We start from the raw sequence: 5,318 nt of genomic DNA on the forward strand, positions 1-5,318 counted from the left end.
TCGCTTACCAGAGCAGCAAAACCATCTATCAAGTCAAGCATGGGATGCTCTCGGACTACTTGATTGCACAACTCAAGCATCCGTCTGTTCAGATGGCTCTTGCGTAAGTCCTGACTCTGCTAACTTACACTCGCGCAAAAGTTTTCTCATAGCCTTCGTCGGAAGTGGGTAAAAGCGGAAACATCATCGCTCTAAGCTGTTTCAGTCTTCACCTTTCCTGAAATCTTGGCAAAAAACAGAAGGTGTCGACTCTAGCTACCCCCTAAGCGATCGCTCTCTCAATCTAAGCACTACAGCGATTAAGTGAGTTTGAGACTGTAGCTGAGATGGTGCTTTGAGATGAGCGGCTTTGGTGGTTTAGCAACGGCAAGTACGCTCAACAATCCATAGAGACATTCTCATCTTGCCGCAACGCTCTCATGGTTGAAAGCTGAACTGATTGGAAGGTGGCATCATCCATTTACAAAAACTGTTGATGGATTCTATGATTCACGAAAAGAACTGGTTCTGCCATGAGTCAGGATCGGAAATTGAAACTTGCTAACTCAATGAGACATCAGCGTAGAGGAAAATAACGTGTCAACAGAAGAGATTGCAGCGTTACTCACGACTTACTTTGACAACATGACAGCGATGAATCCAGAAGGCTGGTTAGGGATTTTTTCAGAAGAGGCTGTAATCCATGACCCTGTTGGAGCTCCTCCCAAACATGTACACCAGGATGCTCAGCATCTCTTTAAGGTGTTGGCTCACTTCTTTGAAACGATAGAACTATCAAAAGACAGCATTTTCTTTGTCAAGAATGGGGCAGCGGTTAAATGGACGATGCAGGTTGTTGCCAAAAACGGTCGTCATGCCACAGCTGAGGGAATCAGTGTCTTTGAAATCAATGATGCTGGCAAGCTTCAAACAGTGTCGTCTTACTGGGATGAAGCGGCCATGATGATGAAACTGAAGGACAACTGAATCAAGGATGCCCATGTCTGCGATCCCAGAGTCGAGCCTTACAGGGTTCACGAGATTCCTTGCGAAAGCCAGACAAAAGGTGATACCGCAAGCTTGGCGATCGCTTTCTCTCGTAAGGCGCGAACTCTAGAGTCTGCCCCTAATACTGGGGTTAGGGTCCAAGTGCACCCCATCTCTAAAGCACTAAGATTGTGCGGTTGAGCACGTTTCGCAAGGGCTCGAAACGTTGAGTTTGTCTGGCTAGCGCATCCCCACGAGCTAACCCCTAGCCTCCGAGCCAACCTTGCAGTCGCCCATCATCCTGAATTGGATAAGTGGCAACCCAGACTTCTAACCTCACCCTTCGAGATCTTTAAAATCTGAGCATGTTTCACACGGCCCTGCTGGATTCACAGTACATCGTAGATGAGGCGAGCGTGCGGAGTGAGTACAGTTTGGATCACCCAAAGGTTTTCGCAAGGCTTCCACATCAGCTCTCAATTGAGCCTCTCTTGCAGCTACCCATGCTTTGTGATTCTGCCATCGCTCCCACGTTCTAAATACGCCCAGGGGGAAAGAGATTGCAATAGCACCAACAGCAATCGGAACCGTGATTGAACGCGGCCCGATGTTGAATTGAACGCAGAAACTGGCAATCAACATGACTAGGAGAAGGTAACCATCAAAGTTAAGGCGATAGCGGCGCACAAAGGATCGAATGGCTGGCTGAATTCGCATGATTGGGAGCTTACTTCTTCCACTAAGCTACAACCTTTTTTACCCAGTAGGCCGACTCCAAATAGTCACTGCGATCGCGTTTCCTCCCCCGCTTCCATCGGGAACTATAAGCCTATCCCTCTCAGCAACAGCATGAAACGATTCTTGGTGCCAGCAGCAGTGATTACTTTCCTGGCTGCAAATGCAGTGATCTTGTCTGATTCGTGCATTTTTTTAACAATGGCTTGCAAGAGGATGGAAGCAGACGGAAAGGCGGTTACCGAGACAGCAAATCGGGTACAGCAAGTCCACTACTTTGAGCGTGGAAAATTTATCGAGTCAATGGATGCTCTCGATATAGGTGTTAAGCCCCAGATGAACTGGTATGCCCATTCAATGCAAGTTACGCCAACATCAGCATTTTTCTATGCGGTGCCAACTGGAAAGATGGCTTCCTTTCGCAGAGGATATGTTGGGGCCGTGTTTCCGAATAAAGCAAGCAAGGACGACATAGACAACGTGCCATTAGAAATTGTTTGCGAGGCTGTGGGCCGGAAAGCAATTCTCAAAATCAAGCCCTTACTTCAGAATGGCTCTCCTACCTGCCCTGAAGGAAGCGTTCAGACGAAAAGGCCCAGGTAGATTAATGTGCCGCTTAAACTGACTCATCCTTCCAGCCACAATACTCACAATCCCAATGCACTGTTGGAGTTTTCAAACCAATGCCAGTTTCACATTGAGGGCATCGACCTGTGAACATTGGATGTGAGTCAAGTAGTGATAGCTTCTCCAACCGTGACCACCGCTGATGTGGAGTAACGACTAGCTCTCCGTTATAGTAGCTAGCCCCCTCCGGCTCCTACAGTTCTTCTAGATCGGCTGTAGGGTCACACTGAAAATCTGAACAAGCATCACCACTCACACCACTCGGATGATTCGTGCAAACTAGATGAGGATTATGAGCATAAAAAATGCAGCGATCGCACTCTGATAACTTACGTTTAACGCTCGGTTCACTCATTTCCACTCAATCCTCATCCTTCACTTCTAGCTGATAGATCCGATTCGAGGGGTGTTCTGCCATTAACCGCCAGTAGTAGCTTTTAGGGGGTGGTTGCACGCTTGAACCACAACGGTAAAGCAGGGTCGGTTCATCTCTTCTGATGCCGTCCTTGACTGCCTTTTCTAGCTGGGGATTGGGTGCCGCATCGTTGTACCAAACAATGTGAGGGGTGCCGTAGTACCCAGCATTCAAAAGACTTGCGAACAGCCACTCCATGATGGGTTGCATTACTTCCATCGGAACGCCACACTCACTCTGCCCATAGCTGCTAATAATGGGGGTAGGAGGATCACTGGTTGGTTGAGACAGCAAGGGTGCGAAGAGGGAGCGAGCCAAGGTAAGGAATCGACTCATGATTAGAAATTGTGAGGGCTAGATTACAGGATTTCCGATCACCGTAGCTTGAGAACATTAGCCGCTGCGAGCAGCCAATTGACCGTAGGCGATCGCAGCGGAGGGCGGACGAAGTTTCATCGTCGATCGCTGTAGCCGAAGTCAAGCAATAACTGACTTTCCTGCCAAGCAGGGCGATCGCTTTTGTCATGCCACGGAGCGCCATGAGTGGAGGGCAAAGGTGCGGGAGCATGAGCAAGATCACACCGTACCAGACTGTAGTTACACCAATCTCTGCTGAAGCCCCCCTTGGCCCAACGCAAGGAAGTTTTTGATTTGCAGTTGCCTACAATCCATCCTCCAGAGAACTGCGAAGCCCCTGCAGCTCTCGATCGCGCCTCAAAGCAGGTCATGGAGCAAACGAATTGAATCGTAACTTCTCCACCGAACATCGTTTTTCTCTCTGGGGAAGGAGAAGTTCCTCAATGAAGCCGGTAATGGAGGTAGTAGACGTCTTCGGCTCCTCAAGTTTGACCCCCTCCCCGTCCAGGTGAAATGTAATGGCGATCGCAGATGATCCGCTCCAATTCTGCTAACAATCGTTTACGACTACGCTGTGCTCGCCCAAATGTAGTCCACGGTAGAGAAATGGGAATTGAAAACAACCCTGCGCACCAAGTCTCAAACTCATGCCCCAACTCGGTTTGTGAACCTTGATCGAGACCGACGAATAATTTACAAGCAATATCGAGCGTATAGTTCCGCAGTTCAGGATACCAGGTTAGAGTCTCTAGGCTCTCCCAACGCTTGAGATAGGTGCGAGTAATCTCTAACATCATGGGGATATAGCTAGATAGCGATCGTGGCAGAAATGCTTGAGCAAGCAATTTGCGGCGACTTTGATGGGTGCCCCCAGTCTGTAAAGACAACGAGAGAGGACCGAGTAAAACTTTAGTACTGGTTGGCCAACTAATCGCGAAATATTCATTTTCTTGCGACAGAACGAAGCGATTAGCCTCAGCACCTCGCAAGAAAACAGTGGGCTGCCCCAGTAACTGAGTTCTAAAGACATCCCCATATTTTTCGTGGCGTTTAAGGGCAAACTTAGCATCTCCAAAAAATGACAAGGTTTCCCCTAAGAGCGGCCAGCCAGCTTGTCCGGGTGGTAGGGGTTTTGAGGTAGCAGTATCAGACACAGATTTCATAGCTCAATGCACACAAGGAGCGATCGCAACGTACTGCAACTAATCATAATTTATTCTCTCGCTTGTCCATTTAGATAGCGGCTCTCTATCTGTCGTGATGCCAAATAGACTCGCTGCTTTATGCGTTTAAGCAAGCGCTCAAGCTCAATCCTAAAGACGAAGCAGCTCGCCAGTAACTCCAGCAAACAGAGAAACAAAACTTAAGCAAGTAGAGCTGATCGATTAACCCTCTTCAAACAGTCTCTCAGCTTTAAAAGGAGTACTCAGTTGCCAAAGCCGTTAATCCCGATAGGCATCCCAATTGCCCTGGAAAGCTTGTTTGAGCTGCTGCATATAAGCATAAGTCTTGATCTTCACCTTACCAGGGAGAAACCTTGCCTGAGTTCAGTGCAGCGTTGCTGGGTCTGAGGAAGATCCTTGCTCTGCCCTAATCTTCCCAACTCCATCGCTATCTCCCAGAATTAGGGAAAACTTGGGATGAATGAGGAAGTTTTTGTTCCCTAAATTTTCAGAACCCTCAACCTGCTGTGCTCAATGGAGCCCGCTGCTAAGTGATGCTGGTATTCTAGGGCGTGCTTTAAAACCCTTTGGCAGAATAGAAATAGTGCAGGAATACTGATTAGCCTCCATGATTCTTCCACCACAAAAGAAGAACCGACGGGGTGAATTAAACGATCGGCAGTGGAAGCGCATTTGGCCCCTGCTTCCACCACAAAAGCCTCATACAGGTTGCCCCGCTAAAGACCATCGAACCGTCATCAACGGCATCTTGTGGATTCTCAGAACTGGTGCTCCTTGGTGAGACTTACCCAGTCGCTATGGCCACTGGTCAACAGTTTCAGGTCGATTCTACCACTGGCGTCACATCGGCTTGTGGCAGCAACTGCTCGAAGCCCTGCAGATCGAGGCCGATGCCGAGGGCAAAATTAACTGGGACATCCACTTTGTCGATGGGAGTGTTGTCCGTGCGCATCAACATGCAGCAGGAGCAAAAAGGGGGAACTAGCCCCAAGCAGCCTCTTATCCACCACTGAGCAAAGCCAACAGCAAGAAGC

General features: G+C 48.7%; 7 protein-coding genes and 1 pseudogene. 3 read left to right on the plus strand and 5 right to left on the minus strand.

The features are described 5' to 3' along the window. Positions 1–576 precede the first annotated feature (576 nt). The gene (locus H6F72_RS24845; RefSeq protein WP_190441986.1) at positions 577–966 is read left to right on the plus strand and encodes a nuclear transport factor 2 family protein; all 390 of its coding nucleotides are present in this window, start codon (positions 577–579) and stop codon (positions 964–966) included. A 336-nt stretch (positions 967–1,302) separates the two neighbouring features. On the opposite strand, the gene H6F72_RS30435 is transcribed toward H6F72_RS24845, so the two are convergent. After that, positions 1,303–1,683 (minus strand): DUF6464 family protein, encoded by a 381-nt coding sequence (locus H6F72_RS30435; protein ID WP_348252769.1) that lies wholly within the window; start codon positions 1,681–1,683, stop codon positions 1,303–1,305. Between the two features lie 132 nt (positions 1,684–1,815). Between H6F72_RS30435 and H6F72_RS24850 the strand changes: the two genes are divergently transcribed. Beyond that, positions 1,816–2,304: a type IV pilin-like G/H family protein gene (locus H6F72_RS24850; protein ID WP_190441988.1), complete on the plus strand. Its 489-nt coding sequence runs from the start codon at positions 1,816–1,818 to the stop codon at positions 2,302–2,304. A gap of 217 nt (positions 2,305–2,521) precedes the next feature. On the opposite strand, the gene H6F72_RS30440 is transcribed toward H6F72_RS24850, so the two are convergent. From H6F72_RS30440 to H6F72_RS24870, 4 genes are all read right to left on the minus strand, one after another. Further along, entirely contained in the window at positions 2,522–2,683 is a 162-nt protein-coding gene (locus tag H6F72_RS30440) for a hypothetical protein (protein ID WP_242017118.1), read from the minus strand. Between the two features lie 6 nt (positions 2,684–2,689). Further along, positions 2,690–3,079: a hypothetical protein gene (locus H6F72_RS24860; protein ID WP_199299297.1), complete on the minus strand. Its 390-nt coding sequence runs from the start codon at positions 3,077–3,079 to the stop codon at positions 2,690–2,692. Positions 3,080–3,195: 116 nt separating this feature from the next. Further along, entirely contained in the window at positions 3,196–3,510 is a 315-nt protein-coding gene (locus H6F72_RS24865; RefSeq protein ID WP_190441990.1) for a hypothetical protein, read from the minus strand. Positions 3,511–3,582: 72 nt separating this feature from the next. Beyond that, positions 3,583–4,263, minus strand: coding sequence for a cytochrome P450 (locus H6F72_RS24870; protein ID WP_190441992.1), 681 nt, complete (start codon positions 4,261–4,263; stop codon positions 3,583–3,585). Positions 4,264–4,891: 628 nt separating this feature from the next. On the opposite strand from H6F72_RS24870, the pseudogene H6F72_RS30445 reads away from it, so the two are divergent. After that, a pseudogene (locus H6F72_RS30445) lies at positions 4,892–5,260 on the plus strand (IS5 family transposase); the annotation flags it as partial. Positions 5,261–5,318 lie beyond the last annotated feature (58 nt).

Origin of the sequence: Trichocoleus sp. FACHB-46 (assembly GCF_014695385.1) — a bacterium.
Classification (GTDB): Bacteria; Cyanobacteriota; Cyanobacteriia; order FACHB-46; family FACHB-46; genus Trichocoleus.

Bases quoted from the DNA above. Each gene is read 5' to 3' on its own strand.
- H6F72_RS30435 (WP_348252769.1), bottom strand. From the start codon at position 1,683: ATGCGAATTCAGCCAGCCATTCGATCCTTTGTGCGCCGCTATCGCCTT.
- H6F72_RS24850 (WP_190441988.1), top strand. From the start codon at position 1,816: ATGAAACGATTCTTGGTGCCAGCAGCAGTGATTACTTTCCTGGCTGCA.
- H6F72_RS30440 (WP_242017118.1), bottom strand. From the start codon at position 2,683: ATGAGTGAACCGAGCGTTAAACGTAAGTTATCAGAGTGCGATCGCTGC.
- H6F72_RS24860 (WP_199299297.1), bottom strand. From the start codon at position 3,079: ATGAGTCGATTCCTTACCTTGGCTCGCTCCCTCTTCGCACCCTTGCTG.
- H6F72_RS24865 (WP_190441990.1), bottom strand. From the start codon at position 3,510: ATGTTCGGTGGAGAAGTTACGATTCAATTCGTTTGCTCCATGACCTGC.
- H6F72_RS24870 (WP_190441992.1), bottom strand. From the start codon at position 4,263: ATGAAATCTGTGTCTGATACTGCTACCTCAAAACCCCTACCACCCGGA.